The following is a 14,471-nucleotide window of genomic DNA, read 5'->3' as shown; positions in this document are numbered from 1 at the left end:
CTCACCAGACCTCCACGTGCAGCGTGCCGCCACGAACGTCGGCCTCCGTGACTTCAATCGAAATTGGACGGGTCGCAATACCCGTCTCGGTCGGTTCGTCGGCTCCTCGAGGCGGGCCGTAATCGGGGTGTGTCGATGCGAGCTGTCGCGCCCGTAGATCATCGCCATCGGAATCGAAGTGTGCTGACGCGAAGACCGTTGGTTCACCGTCTTCGTAGCCTCTGATCTCGAGGTAACTGTTCTTGCCGTTTGGGAGCGACGCTTGCTCAAGCGCTTCTCGAAGCTCTCTGTCCGGATCAGCGGCGTATCTGTAGACCGGAACAGCGCCGCGTTCGTTGTCGCGCAGGTCATCCCAGACACGATCGATCGCCGTCTCTTCGACCGTACGGTCGCTCATGCCGGGAAGGACACTGCCGAGATAGACGGTGTACAGCCCAATACCGGTCAAAAGCGCCATCACAGCGACCAGCGCAGCCAGCGGTTCGGTCTGGGCTCTAGCTGCCCGTGGCATAGTCCTCCGCGAGAGCTACCCTGTGGTTGCTTGACGGTCCAGTGCTGCCGGGAGCGAACGGGTTCGTCGCCCGAATAGCCGCTGGAGACGGCCTCGATACCGAACCGAGTGTGTTTCCTGCGGGGACGATCCCAAAAAGCGACGTATATCGTAATCTGTGCCACACCTCGAGCGGGACCACCGGATCCATGCCCGGATTGGGCTCGTCTTCGTATTTAAACTCGAGAGGGGAATCGCGAGCCAGCTGGGGTGGGCATCGTTACACGTTTTAGAGAATCCCTACGAGAACGCGATACGGAATCCCAACCGCAAAAATTGCGATCAGCGCCGCCGTCGCGGCGATCACTGGCAGCGGCATCATTTCTTCTTCGAATTCGAATACTGAATCGAGCATACCCCTCGTTGGCCCGGTCTGCACGTAACTCCTTTGCTCGTCGCTGTTCGGCGTCGATCGCGACGAGAAAAACGAACAGCGTCAGTGTAACGGGTTAGACCATGCTCTCGAAGTCCTCGAGCGAGTACGATGGCTCGGCACCGCGGCGATCGAGGACTTCGTTGGCGAGCAGCCAGTAGACGACCGAAAGGGCCTTGCGACCCTTGTTGTTCGTCGGGACGACCAGATCAACGTTGCTAACCTGGTTGTTCGAGTCACACATTGCGATGACGGGAATCCCGACCGTGATGGCCTCCTTGACGGCCTGGGCGTCGCCGATCGGGTCCGTGACGACGAGTACGTCGGGTTCGATGTAGCCGTCGTATTTGGGGTTGGTCAGCGTGCCCGGGATGAAGCGGCCGGTACGGGCGCGAGCGCCCACGGCTTCGGCGAACTTCTCCGCCGGGAAGCGACCGTACTGGCGACTCGAGGTGACCAGAATCTGCTCTGGGTCGTAGTTCGCAAGGAAGTCCGCGGCCGTTCGGATACGGCCGTCGGTCTTGCCAACGTCGAGCACGTAGAGACCGTCGGTTCGGACACGGTGGATGAACCGCTCCATATCATCGGTCTTCTGTTGGGTCCCGATGTGGACGCCGGCGCCGAGATAGTCCTCGACTGGGATGAGGAGATCGGCCTCCTCGTCGGACATTACGTCGTCGTCGAGGGTTGGACCGGCATCTTCGTCGGCTGGTTCTGCATCGGCGTCGGCCTCGGTGGCGTCGGCGTCGGCGGGCTGTTCGTCAACTGGCTCGACGTCGTCCTCGGGATCGGCGGCGGGGCCAGGCCCTTCGGCCGGCTCCTCGTCGATCTCGTCTTCGGCTGCGTCGAGCCCTTCCTGGGTTGCGTCGTTGTCTGTCATGTCGCGTCGTCTGCGATTCTAATGAGCTCGTTGAGCTTGGCGGTTCGCTCGCCACCGACGGCACCCGTCTTGATGAAGGGAGCATCGGTTGCGACGGCGAGGTGTGCAATCGTCGTGTCCTCGGTTTCGCCCGACCGGTGGGAGATCACGGAGTCGTAGCCGTTCTGGGTCGCGAGTTCGATCGCATCGAAGGCGTCGGTCAGCGTCCCGATCTGGTTTGGCTTGATCAGGATGCTGTTGGCCGCGTCGCGTTCGATGCCGTCGATAAGACGCTCGGTGTTCGTGACAAACAGATCGTCACCACAGATCAGCGTCTGATCGCCGACCTCATCGGTGAGGTCGGCAAAGGCGTCGTAATCGTTCTCGTCGAGCGGATCCTCGACGTAGACGAGATCGTACTCTCGGACCAGTTCTGCGATGTAGGCGATCTGCTCGTCGGTATCGCGACTCGTGTCGCTGTACTCGTACGTTTCCGACTCGGAATCGTACAGTTCTGCACCGGCGACGTCGAGGCCGAAGCCGATATTGAAACCAACGTCGTCTTCGACCATCGAAACCGCCTCGTCGACGATTTCGAACGCCTCGCTGTCGTCGATCGATGGTGCCCACGCGCCTTCGTCACCCTTGCCACACGGGACATCGCGTTCCTCGAGGAGGTCGGCGACGGTGCTGTGGACGGCGGCGTTGGCGAAGACGGCGTCTTCGACGCTCGGTGCGCCCACGGGGGCGACCAAAAACTCCTGAATGTCGGTTGCGTCGGCTGCGTGTTCGCCACCACCGACGACGTTGCCGAGCGGAATCGGGAAGTTCTCGCCACGGAACGCACCGCCTAAGTGCTGGAACAGTGGCGCGCCGAGAACGTCGGCTCCGGCTTTTGCAGCAGCCATCGAGATGGCGACGGCGCTGTTGGCACCGATCTCGGAGAAGTCGTCGGTGCCGTCTGCGGCGTGGAGAATTGAATCGACTTCCCGCTGGTTGCCCGCGTAGGCGTCACCGACGAGTCGTCCGACAGCGTGTTCTCGAGCCGCGGCGATCGCCTCGGCGGGCGGTCGCTCGACGGCCTCGTACTCGCCCGTGCTGGCACCGCTCGGTGCTGCAGCACGGCCGAATCCACCGCTCTCGGTGACGACGTCTGCCTCGACAGTGGGGTTGCCACGCGAATCGAGGATGCGTCGGAGTCGGATGTCCGTAATCAGCGTCATTTGTTCCCTCGATTGACGGTAAAGGGTAAGACCCCGGCGTCGTACTCTTCGGCAGCGATGAGGATCGGTTCGGACTGGTCCGTCTCGATCAACACCGGCGCGCCGTAGGACACCTGCAGCGCTCGCGCACCGAGGATCCGTGCTTTCTCGTAGCGGTTGTGACGTTCCTGTTGCATGTTACTGGTATGGAGAGACGATGTCGACGAGGTCAGTGTGACTGACGAGCATGCGTCGACAGCAGTAGCGGTCGACACCGAGTTCGTCGAGGACTTTTTCGGGGTCCTCGTCGCCCTCGTTGGCGCGCTCGTCGAACTCCTCCCAGTGTTCGCCGACGACAGTCCCACAGCTGAAACACCGGACCGGTACCATCATGATTGAATCACCTTAGCGGTAGGACTTCTGGTAGCGAGCCCGAGCGCCCGGGCCGCCCCACTTCTTCGGTTCGGACTGGCGAACGTCGTTGACCAGCAGCGAGCGGTCGAACTCCATGAACGCGTCACGGAGTTCGGCGTCGTTCGAGTGCTGGACGATCCCGCGTGCGATAGCGGTTCGAACGGCGTCTGCCTGGCCGCTGATACCGCCACCTTCGACACGAACATCGATGTCCATGTCGCTGCGGAGATCCTCGCCGGCGATGCGGAACGGTTCGAGCATCTTGAGGCGGGACATTTCCGGTTCGACCAGTTCGACTGGCTTGGAGTTGATTCGAACGCGACCCTCGCCCTCGCGAACGGTCGCTCGAGCGACGGCGGTCTTTTTCTTTCCACTCGTGTTCGTTACCATGTGACGTTAGCACCGAGTTGTTCGGAGACTTCGCCCAGGTGGACGAAGCGGATGTTCGACAGGCGGTCCAGTGACGTGCCCTCGAGGATCTCGGCCTCGCGCTCATCGTCGTCCTCGTATGGGTTGCCGAGGTAGACGCGAACGTTCGAGAACGCCTCGCGGCCACGTGGTTTCTTGTACGGCACCATCCCACGAACGGAGCGCTTGAAGATCGTGTCCGGTCGGCGTGGGTAGTACGGCCCGTTGTCGGAGCCGAGTTGGATGCGCGTGCGGTAGGTGTCGAAAATGTCCTCTTTGTCGCCGGTGATCACGGCGTCTTCGGCGTTGACGATCGCGACACGCTCGCCATCGAGGGCGCGCTGGGACACTTCGCTGGCAACGCGACCAAGGATACAGTCACGGGCGTCGACGACGACGTCCGCGTCGAACTCTGCGATACTCATCGAATCACCCGCACGTTAGATCCGTCTGGGTTCTCTTCGAGCACTTGCTCGAGCGGTACTGTGTCACCGACGGCGTCGATTTTCGTCTCAGCCGACGAGGAGAAATCGACAGCTGCGACGGTGACGTTTTTCTGTAAGGCGCCGGAGCCCAGCACTTTGCCGGGAACGACGACAGTCTCTTCTTCGCGTGCGTATCGCTCGATACGGCCCAGGTTCACCTCTGCGTGGGTGCGCCGGGGCTTCTCGAGTCGGTCCGCAACGTCTCGCCAGACGTCGGCGTCCGTCTCGCGGGACGTCGACTTGAGCTCGGCGATAAGATCGTTGAGCCTCGGATTAGTCTTGCTACTCATTGGTTTCCTCCAAATTCGGTCGCATCGGTGAGACGAGGAAGCGTCTCGCCGATCGTGGAATCGGTTATTTGTCGAACGAATCGGGACGCCGCTCGATCGGTCGTGACCGAGTGGTTCCGGTGAGTCGTTCGATGGTATAGAAGTGGATGCAGGGAGCAGGATTTGAACCTGCGGACTCCTACGAGACAGCGCCCTGAACGCTGCGCCGTTGGCCTGACTTGGCTATCCCTGCTTGCACTTCTTCCTACCCGTCGCCCCTTCAAACCCCTTTCGATTCCAAGTCGCGAGTGCGTGCCGGTCTCGTCGCTCACGGCGCCGGCGAACGCGGGCTCGCAGTGTTGGGATTGGGGGCGTCGGTTCATCTGTTAGAGCTGTACTGCGTTTTCGAGGTCGGTCGCACGCGCCTCGATCGAGTCGGCGGCTCGCGTGACCAGCTCGGTGACCGGGAACGAGCCGTCCGTCTCAATGTTGAAAACGAACGCGTTCGGAACGTCCTCGACTTCGACTTGCTTTCCAGGATAGCGATTCGACAGATCGTGGTCGAACTCGCTCGTCTGGACCAGTTCACCGTCTGCTTCGATGACGCCGCGGATGATCTGGGGCTCTTGCTCTTCGAACTCCGGCAGGTCGTCAACGACCTCCACACGCTGGAGGTTCCGGTAGCCAGCAGAGACAGCTCCCTGATGTTTCGCGTGGTTTTTACCGCGGTTGAAGACGGCGTCAGCCTCGGCCTCGAGACGCTGGTCGTCCTTGAGGTCGATGATCGGAACCTTCTCGTCTGCGGGTTGTACGAGGTCGTCGCTCGAGACGAGATCGCCCGAGTAGGCGGTGGCTGGTCCTTCGACGTCGATCGAGAGTGTGACGGTATCGCCCTCGGCGAACTCGGCTTCGGGTGGGGTCGTCAGCGGGACGAGCCCGAGTCGGAGTGCGAGTTGCTCGTCGAACATGACCGACGAGTTCTCGATGAACCGGACGGTATCGACGGCCAACGTTGGGACGTCGGCGAGCATCGCGCGACGAAGCCCGTTGGCGAACGCGGGTGTGACACCGCGGACGAGGAACCGTGCGTACCGGTCCTCGTGTTCGACGAACTCGACGTCGTAGTCTTCAGTCATGGATCTAGTAGCCGCCCTTGCCTTTCGGTGCGCGCGATCCGTCGTGTGGAATCGGCGTGACGTCTTCGATGCGCCCGATCTCGATTCCCGAGCGGGCGAGTGCGCGAATCGTTGCCTGTGCGCCTGGACCGGGTGATTTCTGGAGGTTGCCGCCGGGACCGCGGACGCGAACGTGCAGACCCGTAATGCCGGCCGCTTTGACCTCTTCGGCGATCGACTCGGCCATCTGCATGGCCGCGTACGGCGATGCCTCGTCGCGGTTCTGTTTGACCGCCGTCCCACCGGAGGACTTGGCGATCGTCTCCGCGCCCGTGAGGTCGGTCACGGTCATGACGGTGTTGTTGAACGATGCGTGTACGTGGGCTACGCCCCATTTCTCGTCGTCCTGGCTCATGTTATTGACCCTCCGCCCGTTCCGGGTGGAGTTCGTCTGCAAGTGGGCTGTTCTCGTCGAACGCGACGAGGTCTTCCTCATCGACGTCGACGACGTACGATGGGATGCAGTGGCGCTGTTCGCCGACCACGATGTGTCCGTGAAGAATGAACTGTCGGGCCTGCTGTGGCGTGTTGGCCAGCCCTTTTCGGTAGGCAACCGTCTGGAGACGGCGCTCGAGAACGTCTTCGATCTCGAGACTCAGCACGTCGCCGAGTTCGTCGCCTTCGTCGAGGACGCCGACGCGTTTGAGCCGACCGAGGAACTCCTCGGAGCGGCGGATGACGGCAGCGTCGTCTTGGGCCTGACCGAGCAGGTCACGAGCCTCGCGCCGGTAGGAGCGAAGTTCGGACTGGGCTCGCCAGAGCTCTTCTTTGTTCGAAAGTCCGTAACGGTCGAGCAGGGAGTGCTCGGAGGCGATCCGTTCACCCTGATACGGGTGATTCGGCGTCTCGTACTGTTTAGTGTCTGTTCCGAGTGGCATTATTCGTCATCCTCCTCGGCAGCAGCTTCTTCTGCCTGCTCTTCGCGGATCTCTTCGACGTTGACTCCGATGGTGCCCTCCGTACGACCGGTGGACTTGGTTCGCTGACCGCGAACCTTCTGGCCGCGCTTGTGGCGCGTCCCCTTGTAGGAGTCGATCATCTTCATCCGGTTGATGTCGTGCTGGCGGGTGAGTTGGAGATCGTTACCGATCTGGTGGGTTGTCTCCCCGGAATAAAAGTCCGACTGGCGGTTGTTGAGCCAGTCAGGAACGTTCCCAGCATAGTTCTCTACGATGTCGACGACCTTGTCAATGACGTCGTCGTCGAGACGACCGAACGTCGCTGTCCGGTCAACGTCCGCTTCGTCGGCGATGAGTCGGGCGGTTCGTCGACCGATCCCGTTCATCTCCGAGAGCGAGCGCTCGACGGACTTCGTCCCATCGAGGTCCGTTTGCCCGATGCGGACGAAGTACTGAAGGTCTTCGTCGTCTTGTTGTTCTTGAGGTTCTTCCTCGCTCATGTGTCGTGTATCTCTGTCTGGTGTGCGCGCGTTGCAAATTCGACTGACGGAAAGGTCAGTCAGGTGTAGCCGACGTTGTGGCGGGGATTCGAACCCCGGAGGCTTGACGCCACATGGTTAGCAACCATGCGCCTTGGGCCGCTTGGCTACCACAACACCGTGTCTGTATCATCGCCCTCTCGGACTCGGGGACCTGTCCCCTACACGTATTGCACCCAAACCTACCCGCGACGGGTACTTAAGGGCAACGAAAGATCGTCACAGCGCCACCGGCTCACATTCGAGGTCAAACAGCTGCTCGAGCGTGCTCGCGTCTCGATTACGAAATTTGGATTCGTGGCCGTACGTCCGGCGTGTGTGATCAGATCCCGGCGTACTCCTCGATGTATTTGTCGTTGAGTTCCCATTCGTCGTCACCGTTTTTGATCATGTACTCCCCGTAGTAGGGGACCCGGTTGGCGACAACCTCGCGGTATGCCTCACGAATTTCGGGTTTGGACATCTCACCCATCGGTTTGAGGTCGTCGTTACGGTTGAGACAGCCCTTCAGGTGCCCCTGGTGGGTCACGCGGACGCGATGGCAGTTCGCACAGAACGTCGGGTTCTCGACGGGATCGACGATCTCGACCATGCCCTGTCCGTCGCCGTCGTCGCTACTGACCCAGTACCGCTTGCGGTCGTGCATCTCGCGGTGTTCGATCTCGTCGGCCTGTTCGGCCAGCCAGTCGTGGACCCGCCCAATGTCGACGTTCCATTCGGGTTTGCCCGTGAGCTCGGGCATGTACTCGATCAACTGTAACTGCATCCCTTCGTTTCTGGCGACGTGATCGACCATCTCCGGCACGTAGCCCGCCGTGTGCTCGAAGACGACCATGTTGAGTTTGACCGGATCGAGCCCCGCCTCGAGTGCGGCATCGACGCCCTCTAAGACCTTCTCGTAGGCCCCACTTTTCGTGACAGCGGCGAAGTCTTCCGGATCGAGCGCGTCCTGAGAGACGTTGACCCGCTCTAAGCCGGCATCGACGAGGGCCTCGGCGCGTCCAGGGAGGAATGTGCCGTTGGTGGTCAACGAGACCTCCATCTGCTCCGGCGTCCGTTCGATGATTTCCTCTAAGTCCTGGCGAAGCATCGGCTCGCCGCCAGTGAACTTGACCGCATCGACGTCGAACTCCGCTGCGACCTCGAGAAAGCGAACGACGTCGTCGGTCGACATCTCGTCGTCCTGTGGATCCATCGGTCCACGCGTATCCCCCAACCCCTCGTTATGACAGTAGACGCAGTCGAAATTGCACCGGTCGGTAAGTGAGACCCTGACCCCGGTTACCTCGCGCCCGAATTCGTCGGCGAGCATGACACCCGATAGCAGGCGGATCCGCTTAAACACCCCGGGTGTATCAGGGAGTTCGAAACCGATTTCGGTTTCGCCAGCGTGTTTTCGTGACGATCGGTCGCGTCGCCGAACGTGAGTCGCGCTCGGGCAGCCGGCGGAAGAACTACCCGGAACACTCTCGAACGGTGTCGTATGGACGAGGACATGCTCGAGGACCAGCGTCGTCTCGTGGAACTCATCGAGGCTGAGGGATGGGACGTCACCGACCTCGAGATCTCGGCTTACGACAGCCCGTGGGCCGACGAGGACAACCCCGAGGCGACGGTGACGATTACGGCGCGAAAGCCCTACGAGAGCGAGACGGCTACAGACGATGACGACAGCGACGATGAGAACCCGTTCCGACTGAAGTAGCTGCGAGGAATGGGTGCCGTTGGACGAGCACTCGAGCGGCCTCGGGTGGCTGGCACCCGTGAGAGCTGAATCGGTCGACTATCAAATCGGATCGTCATTCCCGCATCTAGATAACTAACACAATCAGTATGAGCCGTGGGTGTCTATATGACGCACGGATAGTTCCATGTCCCTCTCGAATAATCCTGACCTCATCACGCTACAGCCGGAGCAGTCGTTTTTCGAGACGCTGTACACGGCGGCTCCGCTGGTGATCGTCGGAACGCGTGACGAAGACGGCTCGGAAAACCTTGCGCCGAAACACATGGCGATGCCGCTCGGGTGGGCAAACCAGTTCGGCTTCGTCTGTACGCCCGAACACGGGACGTATCGGAACGTCGAGCGGACGGGAGCGTTCACCGTCAGCTATCCGCGGCCCGAAGACATCCTCGACGCCAGCCTCGCCGCGGCACCCCGGGGCGCCGAGGGTGACAAACCCTCACTAACAGAAATCGACACGGTCGACGCCGACGCCGTCGACGCGCCCGCCGTGGCTGGGGCCTACGGCGTGCTGGAGTGTGACCTCGAGCGAATCGTCGCGTTCGACGATGGCGAACTCATCACGGGCAGTGTCGTCGAAAAGCACGTGCACACCGACGCCTACCGCAGCGACGACGCCGAGCCCGAGACGCTGCTCGAGCAAGCGCCAGTGCTTGCACACCTCTATCCCGACCGGTTCGCTGCAGTTAGCGAGAGCCAGGCGTTCCCGTTCCCGGAGGGCTTCGAGCGATGACTGCGTCGGAACCGGAATCCGCCGCCGAACAGCGGATTCAGGAGTGGGCACACGCACACCGCAAAGAGCTCGCACAGTACCTCCTCGAGTTCGTCGAGATGGAGACACCGACGGAGAATCCAGAAACGTTCGACGCCTTCTTCGATCGGCTGGCGAACGACGTCCACGAGATCGGCCTGGAGACCGAGCGCGTTCCGGGCGAGGAGACTGGCGGTCGGATCGAGGCGTGGACGCCGGGTCGGGACGACGCCGACGAGATTCAGCTAATAATCGGGCACGCGGACACCGTCTGGCCGCTGGGAACCGTCGAGGAGGACCCACCGGAGGTTCGGGACGACGTCCTCGAGGGCCCGGGCGCGCTCGATATGAAAGGTGGGCTGACACAGGCCGTCTTCGCACTCCGTGCGCTCGAGGACCTCTCACTCGAGCCGTCACTACCGGTTCACGTCCTCGTTTCGAGCGACGAAGAGGTCGGGAGCCCCGAATCCAAGTCCCGGATCATCGAGCTCGCCAAGCAAGCGAACCGCGTGTTCGTGCTCGAGCCGGCAAGCGGTCCGGAGGGGAAGATCAAGACCGCACGGAAAGCGGTCGGCCACTTTACGGTCACGATCGAGGGGAAGGCCGCCCACGCCGGCCTCGAGCCAGAGGAGGGGGCCAGCGCGACGGAGGAACTCGGCACCGTCATCCATCGGCTCCACGAACTCACCGACATCGACTCGGGTGTCACCGTGAACGTCGGGCAGGTGGAAGCGGGGCTGCGGTCGAACGTCGTCGCACCGGACGCGCGAGCCGAAGTCGACGTTCGCGCACCCACCGACGAGGCAGCCGAGGCCGTCGAGGAGCAGATCCGCTCGCTCGAGGCGACGACGCCGGGCACCGAACTGACGATCGACGGCGGGTTCGGGCGGCCGCCGATGGAGCCGACGGCGGGCAATCGCCTGCTCTGGGAGCGTGTCCAGACACTCGGAGACCGACTCGGACTCTCGCTCGAGGGGACGCGCTCGGGTGGAGCAAGCGATGGGAACGACGCCAGCCAGCACGCGCCCACGATCGACGGCTTCGGCGCGGTCGGTGACGGGGCTCACCAGACCTACGAGTACGTGAAACTCGATGCCCTCGTTGACCGAGTTGCGCTCCTGGCCGCCTGCCTACGCGACGAACCGCTTCCAACCGACTCACAACACTAGCTATTACGCATGAACGCAGACGTTCACACCTCAGTGACGCGAATCGCCGACCTCGAGCATCGTTCATACGACGTCGAACCCCGGCCCAAGTCGGAGTGGAAGACGGGGGACTACGTGTTCGCCCGGGTAACCAAACGCCCGAATCCCGGCGTCAGAATCGAGAACCCACAGGGCCGCCGCGTCGAACTGATGGAGGGTGAGACGGTCGTCGGCGCGCTGGGCACGCGGCGAGCGACCCGCGAGCTGGTCGGCAGCTGGCGGGACGTCGGCGACGACGGGCTGTTGGATATCATGACCGGTGGCGGCGTTCTTGGCAGGGTCACCTCAGCCTCGCCGTTCACTCAGACGCCGGTCGAGGTCGAATACGAGGGCCACGTCGTCGTCGACGGCGACATCGCCCGAATGTCCGACTACGGCCTGACGGCTCCAGCGACGACGCCTGCCGTGCCAGTCGTCCTCGTTCTCGGAACGAGTATGTCGGCTGGAAAGACCATGACCGGGCGGGTGATCACCCGCGTGCTCGTCGAAAACGGGTACGATGTCGCCGCCTGCAAGCTGACGGGGGCAGGGACATACGAAGACGTGTTATCGATGGAAGTCGCGGGTGCAGACCCCATCTACGACTTCGTCGACGCGGGGCTGCCGACGACGGTCGTCCCCGAAGACACCTTTCGGGAGGCCGTCAGACCAGTCTTCGCCCGGCTGCAGGAGTCGGACGTCATCGTCGCCGAGGTCGGTGCCAGCCCGCTCGAGCCGTACAACGGGGCCGCCGTCGTCGACATGCTCGAAGAGCATGTCGCGTTTACCGTCCTCTGTGCGTCCGACCCCTACGCCGTCGTCGGGATCGAGGAGGCGTTCGGGCACTCGCCCGACCTCGTGGCAGGGATCACGACGAACACGACCGCCGGCGCCGACCTCGTCGAGGAACTCGTCGACTGTTCGGCGCTCAACGTCCAGAACGAGGCGGCCAAAGAACCGCTCGAGGAGCTGCTGCTCGAGGCGCTGGCCGACGCTTAACCCTTGATGTTACAGACGGGGAACGTTCGAGCCACCTTGTCACCGATCCCGAGTTCGTCGGAGATCCGGACGACTTCGTCGACGTCTTTGTAGACGCCCGGCGCTTCTTCGGCGACCGTCGCGCCCGACTGGGCTTTGACATAGATCTGGTCCTGTTCCTCGAGTTCGTCCTGGACGTCGCCACCCCAATACTCGTTTTTGGCCTGTGTACGGCTCATCAGTCGGCCCGCGCCGTGGGCGGTCGAGCCGAAGGTCAGCTCCATTGAGTTCTCGCCACCGCGGAGGACGTAGCTGCCGGTCCCCATACTCCCGGGGATGATCACCGGCTGGCCGACGTCGCGGTAGGCCTTTGGCACGTCGGGGTGGCCGGCCGGGAACGCCCGCGTCGCTCCTTTGCGGTGGACATAGAGTTCGCGTTCTTCCCCATCAACGTCGTGGACCTCTTTTTTGGCGATGTTGTGCGCAACGTCGTACAGCAGGTCCATCTCCATGTCCTCCCACGAGCGGTCGAAGACGCGCTCGAAGACCTCTCGCGTCCGATGCATGATGAGCTGGCGGTTGACCCACGCGAAGTTGATCGCCGCGTTCATCGCACCGTAGTAGTCCTCGGCCAGCTGTGAGCCCGCGGGCGCGGCCGCGAGTTCCTTATCTGGGAGCGTGTTCAGCAGACCCTGATGCTGTTTTTCGATCTTCCGCAGGTAGTCGTTGCAGGTCTGGTGACCCAGCCCGCGGGAGCCGCAGTGGATCAAAACGACGATCTGGTCTTCCTCGAGGCCGTACGCCTCACCGACCTCGTCGTGGAAGATGTCGGTTACGCGCTGGACCTCGAGGAAGTGATTCCCCGAGCCAAGCGAACCGATCTGGTTTTTGCCGCGGTCTTTCGCTTTCTGGCTGATCTTCGAGGGGTCGGCCTCCTCGCGGGTGCCCTCGTCTTCACAGTGCAGCAGGTCGTCCTCGACGGCATAGCCGTTCTCGAGCGCCCAGTCGACGCCCCGCGCGAGGATTTCCTCGACGGTGTCAACGCCGGATTCGACGATGCCGCCGCCGCCAAGCCCCGAGGGGACGTTCGCGAACAGCGAGTCGACGAGTTCTCGCTCGTGACCTTTGAGGTCGTCGTATGCGAGGTTCGTTTTCATCATTCTTACCCCACAATTAATATCGTAGCCGACCGCTCCCGGCGAAATACAGCCGTTCTCGGCGTCGAGTGCGCCGACGCCGCCGACCGGGAAGCCGTAGCCCTGATGACCGTCGGGCATACAGATCGCGTGGTTCGTGATCCCCGGGAGGTGGGTCGTGTTTTTGAGTTGCTGGAGGGTCTTGTCCTCTTTGATTTCCTCGAGCAGCGCCTCACTTGCCAGCACCCGTGCAGGGGTGCGCATGTCGCCCTCCTGTGGAATTTCCCAGACGTGCTCACGCACTTTCTCGAGCGTGATGCCGTCGGCGTCGAACGTCGTGTTGCTCATACGAACGACTCCACCCCGAACGCCCAAAGATGTTCGTCTCTGCCGGCGATATCGCGAATCGCACTCGCTGGTCATTGCGACTCCCGCCAAGTAATCAGAACCCGGAGAAGTGAGCCCGTGGAACCGATCGCCTCCGGTCACCGGAACGGCTTTGTTCGCACCGATAATATTGGAAATGTGAACAGACGGGCGCTGCTTGCGAGTGTCGCGGGGAGCGGAATCGGCCTCACCGCCGGCTGTCTCGGTCGGCTTCCCGTCGTCGGCTCAAGCGTGGACACGACGTTCGAACTCGTCGAGACGGAGTTCGACGCCACGGCCCGACCGGACGTGCGTGTCGACGACGACACCGTTACGGCCCGCGGCACGGTCGAGTACGGCTCGAGCGAGTGTGGCGGTCGAGTTGGCACACGCCGCCTACGAGGGCTCACAGGAGCGGCTGGATCTGCTCGTCGTCGCTGCAGACGACTCGAGCGCTCCCACCAGCTGCTCCGACGATCTCGCCGGGACCGGCTATCGCGTCGAGGCGACACGTACTCGACGACTCGCAGCGGACTCGATCAGTGAGCCGACGAGACACCGCTCAGACGTCGAAGACAACGTACGCCTCCCACTGCTCACCGTCGCCCGTCTCGATTCGCTCGAGTCGCATCTCGGAGTAGGTGACGGCTTTCACTTCGCGGGCGTCGATGTCGGCAAGTGGGACGCCGCGAGCGCTGGCCTCGAGCGTCCAGCGCTCTGCGTCGTCGGCGTCATCGCTGTGGGTGATCGCTTCGACACGGTGGTCGACCGGGAGTTCGACACGGACGTCCCGCAGATAGATCAGTTCGTCCAGATAATCGAACAGCAGCGCTTCACGGCTCTCCGCGGTCACCGACAGCGAAAACCGGTCGCCGGTCTCGTCGGGAATCTCATCACACGAGGCGGCCCCAAGCCCGTCCGCGACTGCAGCGAAGACGTCCTCGAGTGAGTCGCCGGTCGCTTCGACGGCGATATCGGCCGTGTGTTCGCGGAGTTGAAACCGTTGGCCTCGTTTCTGTGTCATAGCAAGTACTGGGTATGAGTTCGGCTGTGATCGTTCTATGGTCGTCGATTCGTGTCACAGTTGAGCGGAGAGGTGGTGGGGTGCCGGTGGAATTATATTGACCACGATACTA

The 14,471-nt window shown here is 62.4% G+C and carries 21 protein-coding genes and 2 tRNA genes; 5 read left to right on the top strand and 18 right to left on the bottom strand.

Annotated elements, in window-relative coordinates:
* Position 1 precedes the first annotated feature (1 nt).
* From BW940_RS00825 to moaA, 16 genes are all read right to left on the bottom strand, one after another.
* Positions 2-511: a DUF7285 family protein gene (locus BW940_RS00825; RefSeq protein WP_076607283.1), complete on the bottom strand. Its 510-nt coding sequence runs from the start codon at positions 509-511 to the stop codon at positions 2-4.
* A gap of 268 nt (positions 512-779) precedes the next feature.
* Positions 780-905 carry a hypothetical protein gene (locus BW940_RS22325; RefSeq protein ID WP_268875523.1) on the bottom strand — a complete coding sequence of 42 codons (126 nt, stop codon included), beginning with the start codon at positions 903-905 and terminating at the stop codon, positions 780-782.
* Positions 906-999: 94 nt separating this feature from the next.
* Positions 1,000-1,803 carry a 30S ribosomal protein S2 gene (rpsB, locus tag BW940_RS00820; RefSeq protein ID WP_076607282.1) on the bottom strand — a complete coding sequence of 268 codons (804 nt, stop codon included), beginning with the start codon at positions 1,801-1,803 and terminating at the stop codon, positions 1,000-1,002.
* Entirely contained in the window at positions 1,800-3,005 is a 1,206-nt protein-coding gene (gene eno / locus BW940_RS00815; RefSeq protein ID WP_076607281.1) for a phosphopyruvate hydratase, read from the bottom strand. The genes rpsB and eno overlap by 4 nt, the downstream gene beginning before the upstream one ends.
* Positions 3,002-3,181, bottom strand: coding sequence for a DNA-directed RNA polymerase subunit K (locus tag BW940_RS00810; RefSeq protein WP_076607280.1), 180 nt, complete (start codon positions 3,179-3,181; stop codon positions 3,002-3,004). Before BW940_RS00810 ends, eno begins: the two co-directional genes overlap by 4 nt.
* A 1-nt stretch (position 3,182) precedes the next feature.
* The gene (locus BW940_RS00805; protein WP_076607279.1) at positions 3,183-3,377 is read right to left on the bottom strand and encodes a DNA-directed RNA polymerase subunit N; all 195 of its coding nucleotides are present in this window, start codon (positions 3,375-3,377) and stop codon (positions 3,183-3,185) included.
* 12 nt (positions 3,378-3,389) lie between these two features.
* The gene (locus BW940_RS00800; RefSeq protein ID WP_008159499.1) at positions 3,390-3,788 is read right to left on the bottom strand and encodes a 30S ribosomal protein S9; all 399 of its coding nucleotides are present in this window, start codon (positions 3,786-3,788) and stop codon (positions 3,390-3,392) included.
* Complete coding sequence (locus tag BW940_RS00795; RefSeq protein ID WP_076607278.1) at positions 3,782-4,231, bottom strand: 50S ribosomal protein L13; 450 nt, start codon at positions 4,229-4,231, stop codon at positions 3,782-3,784. Before BW940_RS00795 ends, BW940_RS00800 begins: the two co-directional genes overlap by 7 nt.
* Entirely contained in the window at positions 4,228-4,581 is a 354-nt protein-coding gene (locus BW940_RS00790; RefSeq protein ID WP_076607277.1) for a 50S ribosomal protein L18e, read from the bottom strand. The genes BW940_RS00795 and BW940_RS00790 overlap by 4 nt, the downstream gene beginning before the upstream one ends.
* A 147-nt stretch (positions 4,582-4,728) precedes the next feature.
* A tRNA-Leu gene (locus BW940_RS00785) sits at positions 4,729-4,813 on the bottom strand.
* A gap of 133 nt (positions 4,814-4,946) precedes the next feature.
* Positions 4,947-5,696 (bottom strand): DNA-directed RNA polymerase subunit D, encoded by a 750-nt coding sequence (locus tag BW940_RS00780; RefSeq protein ID WP_076607276.1) that lies wholly within the window; start codon positions 5,694-5,696, stop codon positions 4,947-4,949.
* Positions 5,697-5,700: 4 nt separating this feature from the next.
* A complete protein-coding gene (locus BW940_RS00775; protein ID WP_006064324.1) occupies positions 5,701-6,090 on the bottom strand; it encodes a 30S ribosomal protein S11 in 390 nt (129 codons plus the stop codon).
* A gap of 1 nt (position 6,091) precedes the next feature.
* Positions 6,092-6,613, bottom strand: a complete 522-nt coding sequence (locus tag BW940_RS00770) for a 30S ribosomal protein S4 (protein ID WP_076607275.1) — start codon at positions 6,611-6,613, stop codon at positions 6,092-6,094.
* The gene (locus tag BW940_RS00765) at positions 6,613-7,134 is read right to left on the bottom strand and encodes a 30S ribosomal protein S13 (RefSeq protein WP_076607274.1); all 522 of its coding nucleotides are present in this window, start codon (positions 7,132-7,134) and stop codon (positions 6,613-6,615) included. Before BW940_RS00765 ends, BW940_RS00770 begins: the two co-directional genes overlap by 1 nt.
* Before the next feature lie 73 nt (positions 7,135-7,207).
* Positions 7,208-7,290 (bottom strand) — tRNA-Ser (locus tag BW940_RS00760).
* Between the two features lie 205 nt (positions 7,291-7,495).
* Positions 7,496-8,485 carry a GTP 3',8-cyclase MoaA gene (moaA, locus tag BW940_RS00755; protein ID WP_076607273.1) on the bottom strand — a complete coding sequence of 330 codons (990 nt, stop codon included), beginning with the start codon at positions 8,483-8,485 and terminating at the stop codon, positions 7,496-7,498.
* Positions 8,486-8,656: 171 nt separating this feature from the next.
* Here moaA and BW940_RS00750 point away from each other — a divergent pair, with 171 nt between their 5' ends.
* The 4 genes from BW940_RS00750 to BW940_RS00735 all read left to right on the top strand — a co-directional run bounded on the left by BW940_RS00750 (position 8,657) and on the right by BW940_RS00735 (position 11,854).
* Positions 8,657-8,878 carry a hypothetical protein gene (locus tag BW940_RS00750; RefSeq protein WP_076607272.1) on the top strand — a complete coding sequence of 74 codons (222 nt, stop codon included), beginning with the start codon at positions 8,657-8,659 and terminating at the stop codon, positions 8,876-8,878.
* A gap of 166 nt (positions 8,879-9,044) precedes the next feature.
* Positions 9,045-9,650: a flavin reductase family protein gene (locus tag BW940_RS00745; protein ID WP_076607271.1), complete on the top strand. Its 606-nt coding sequence runs from the start codon at positions 9,045-9,047 to the stop codon at positions 9,648-9,650.
* Positions 9,647-10,837 carry a M20 family metallopeptidase gene (locus BW940_RS00740; protein WP_076607270.1) on the top strand — a complete coding sequence of 397 codons (1,191 nt, stop codon included), beginning with the start codon at positions 9,647-9,649 and terminating at the stop codon, positions 10,835-10,837. The genes BW940_RS00745 and BW940_RS00740 overlap by 4 nt, the downstream gene beginning before the upstream one ends.
* Positions 10,838-10,846: 9 nt before the next feature.
* Entirely contained in the window at positions 10,847-11,854 is a 1,008-nt protein-coding gene (locus BW940_RS00735; protein WP_076607269.1) for a hypothetical protein, read from the top strand.
* On the opposite strand, the gene BW940_RS00730 is transcribed toward BW940_RS00735, so the two are convergent.
* Positions 11,851-13,317, bottom strand: a complete 1,467-nt coding sequence (locus BW940_RS00730) for an RtcB family protein (RefSeq protein ID WP_076607268.1) — start codon at positions 13,315-13,317, stop codon at positions 11,851-11,853. The two genes, BW940_RS00735 and BW940_RS00730, sit on opposite strands and share 4 nt — an antisense overlap.
* Before the next feature lie 177 nt (positions 13,318-13,494).
* On the opposite strand from BW940_RS00730, the gene BW940_RS00725 reads away from it, so the two are divergent.
* Positions 13,495-13,881, top strand: coding sequence for a hypothetical protein (locus BW940_RS00725; protein ID WP_235847757.1), 387 nt, complete (start codon positions 13,495-13,497; stop codon positions 13,879-13,881).
* A gap of 16 nt (positions 13,882-13,897) precedes the next feature.
* Here the strand turns inward: BW940_RS00725 and BW940_RS00720 are convergent, their stop codons facing one another.
* Positions 13,898-14,359: an archease gene (locus BW940_RS00720; protein WP_076607695.1), complete on the bottom strand. Its 462-nt coding sequence runs from the start codon at positions 14,357-14,359 to the stop codon at positions 13,898-13,900.
* Positions 14,360-14,471: the final 112 nt, after the last annotated feature.

Source organism: Natronorubrum thiooxidans (genome assembly GCF_900156475.1).
GTDB classification, from domain to species: domain Archaea; phylum Halobacteriota; class Halobacteria; order Halobacteriales; family Natrialbaceae; genus Natronorubrum; species Natronorubrum thiooxidans.
The sequence above is the reverse complement of the archived record's forward strand: the minus strand, read 5'-3'. Positions and strand labels throughout refer to the sequence as shown.